The following is a 2,619-nucleotide window of genomic DNA, read 5'->3' as shown; positions in this document are numbered from 1 at the left end:
CATCAGCCCGGTGGCGACGCCCATCAGGAACTGCAGGCAGTGCGGATCGCCGAGCTTCCAGGGCAGGGCGGCCGGCAACTGGCCGAAGGCCTGCGCGACCACCAGCGCGGCCCACAGCGCGTACAGCGCCAGGCCGCCGCGCAGGTGCAGCAGCAGCACGCAGAAGCTCAGGTAGAAGAGCACCTCGTACTGCAGCGACCAGGCCACGCCGACGTATTCCGGCGCGCCACCGCCGATCCACAGCAGCAGCGTGCCGGGGAGGTCGTCGGCGCCCAGTTCCGAGATCGGCGTGCGCCCGGTCGCCAGACGGGCCAGGATCGACGGGCCGGCGGTCATCGCCAGCACCATCCAGTAGATCGGGAACACGCGCACGAAGCGCTTCCACAGGTAGCCCGGGCAGCGCGCCGCGCCGCCGCCGAGCTCCGCGTGGTGGACGAAGGTGATGATGAAGCCGCTCAGGACGAAGAAGAAGTCGACGCCGGCATAACCGAAGTCGAACAGGCCTCCGAGCCCGACGTGGCCCGAGAACTGCGGCACCCGCATCAGATGGGTCGCGTGCATCAGCACCACCGCCAGTGCGGCGATCGCGCGGGCGGCCTCGATGGAGGCGAGCTTGGGGGCGTGGCGGTCGGTGGGGGCCATCGGGCGGCGCTGCTGCGGGTAAACCAGGGCAGACCGCACGGTATGTCGACGCCGGCCCGCGTGGCCGCCGCCCGTCCCCCAGGGCGGGGGAACTCGTCGAGGGGACTAGGTTCTAGGGGGGAGGGCGGCCTCAGGCCGACAGGCGCTTTTCCATGAAGACGGACAGCGGGTCGTCGGTGTAGTCGCCGAAGGGCGCGCGGCGGTCATAACCCAGGCGCTCGTAGAGCTTGAGCGCCTCCGGCTGGTGCACGCCGGTTTCCAGGCGCGCCAGTCCGATGCCTCGTGCCCTGAGATGGGACTCGAGTTCTTCCATCAGCACCTTGGAAATGCCGCGTCCCCGGAAATGCGGTTGGACGAAGACCCGCTTGATCTCGCCGTAAGGGCCGTCGGCATCGTCGTCAACGACCTTCACCGCCGCGCAGCCAGCCAGCCATTCCGCGAGCCAGACGCCAATGAAGCGCACCTGCGGCTGGGCCAGCGCCTGGGGATCCAAGAGGTGATTGCTTTCGCCGGGGTAGAGGGCCGCCATGTACGCGTCCGACTGCGCCAGCAGGGACCTCGCGGCGGGGCTGTGGGGGTCCAGGGGTTCGATCTGCATGCCTGCACGGTAGCAACCGATGTGCCCAGTGCGCGGGAAATCCCTGAAAGCCTTTGCAAGCCAACGTTCGCTTGCAAATCGTCATAAAGGTGAAGCAAGCCGATAGGCCGGATTCTGTGCGCGGCTCCTCTTGCGATTCGCCGCGTGACCGCCATTCATCTGGGCCGGGCATCACTGCCCGGCTCGGTGCCACCTACCCGCCAGCTCTGCGAGCCGCATCAACGCTGGCCTACTTGGTGTTGCTGCGCGTAGAGATTGCCCGTTTCACCCGAAACCGGCTTGCGCCGGTCCCGACTCGTCTCTGTTGCTCTGATCCTCGGCTTTCGCCGGGCAGCCGTTAGCTGCTACGCCGCTCTATGCAGTCCGGACCTTCCTCCAGTGCCGTGTTTCCACGCTTGCACCAGCGGCGGTCTGGCTCGCTTCACGGGGCGTGAGTCTACCCGACGACGTCAAGCCTTCCCGGCGAGGATCGCTTCGATGGTTTGCTGGACTGCGAGCGCTTCGGCGAAGCCGGGGAGGCTGTGCGAGCGGCCTTCCAGCATCGCGGCCCAGTGACCGAGCTGGTCGGTCATGCCGTTCATGCGCAGGGTCTCGGCGTCGCCCAGGCTCTGCACACGCTCGCCCTGGCGCTGCTGCGTCACGCCGAACCAGTCGCGCAACTCGATCTCGCCTTCGCTGGCGCGCCACAGCATGCGGTTGTCGTCGGCGCGCTCGCCGCCGATGCCCGCGCTGATCATGACCGGCACGCCCGCCGCGCTCAGCTCCGCCTCGACGGAGAGCTCCGAGCCGACGCCGTCTGCCGGATACACGACCTCGCTGCGCACGACGCGCGCCGGACCCAGCACCCGCTGCAGCACGAAGATGAAGTGCGACAGCACCTCGCGCGTGAAGCCGCCCTCGGCGCGTTGCGACAGCCAGGCGCCAGCGCCGGCCTGCCAGGGCCGCGGCCAGGCGGCGAAGCGCAGCTCGATGCGGACATCGTGCAGCGCCCCCAGCGGCCGCCGCGACGCCGCGCCGAAGGCCAGCTGCAGCTGCGCCAGGCCGGTCGAAGAGGCCAGCGAATAGTTGACGGCGGCCCGGCGCCGTTCCTGCTCGATGCGCTCGATGCAGGCGCGAGCGGCGGCGAAGTCGGTGGTGAGCGGCTTCTCGCACAGCACCGGCAGCCCGGCGTCGAAGGCGCGCTCGGACAGCGCGATGTGCGGCCCTGGCGGCGTGGCGATGTACAGGCCGTGCAGGCCGGGCTCGCGGATCAGCGCCTCGGCGCTGCTGGCGGCGCGCAGCATCGGGTCGTTCGCCAGCACCTGCGCCAGCACCACCGGGTTCTCGTCCCAGACCTGGGTGACGCGCAGTCGCGCATGCCCGGCCAGCCGCGCCAGCAT

The 2,619-nt window shown here is 69.7% G+C and carries 3 protein-coding genes and 1 other RNA gene; all 4 read right to left on the bottom strand.

Translation table 11 applies throughout. The features are described 5' to 3' along the window. A partial coding sequence (locus tag FUT87_RS11945; RefSeq protein ID WP_147241152.1) for an acyltransferase occupies positions 1 to 642 on the bottom strand: 642 nt, incomplete at its 3' end. Between the two features lie 130 nt (positions 643 to 772). Continuing rightward, positions 773 to 1,240, bottom strand: a complete 468-nt coding sequence (locus tag FUT87_RS11940) for a GNAT family N-acetyltransferase (RefSeq protein WP_147241151.1) — start codon at positions 1,238 to 1,240, stop codon at positions 773 to 775. A gap of 87 nt (positions 1,241 to 1,327) precedes the next feature. Beyond that, positions 1,328 to 1,663: RNase P RNA component class A (rnpB, locus tag FUT87_RS11935), an RNA gene on the bottom strand. 26 nt (positions 1,664 to 1,689) lie between these two features. After that, a partial coding sequence (locus tag FUT87_RS11930; RefSeq protein WP_147241150.1) for a Gfo/Idh/MocA family protein occupies positions 1,690 to 2,619 on the bottom strand: 930 nt, incomplete at its 5' end.

Source organism: Mitsuaria sp. TWR114 (assembly GCF_007997345.1).
This window is presented reverse-complemented; position numbering and strand designations above follow the sequence as displayed.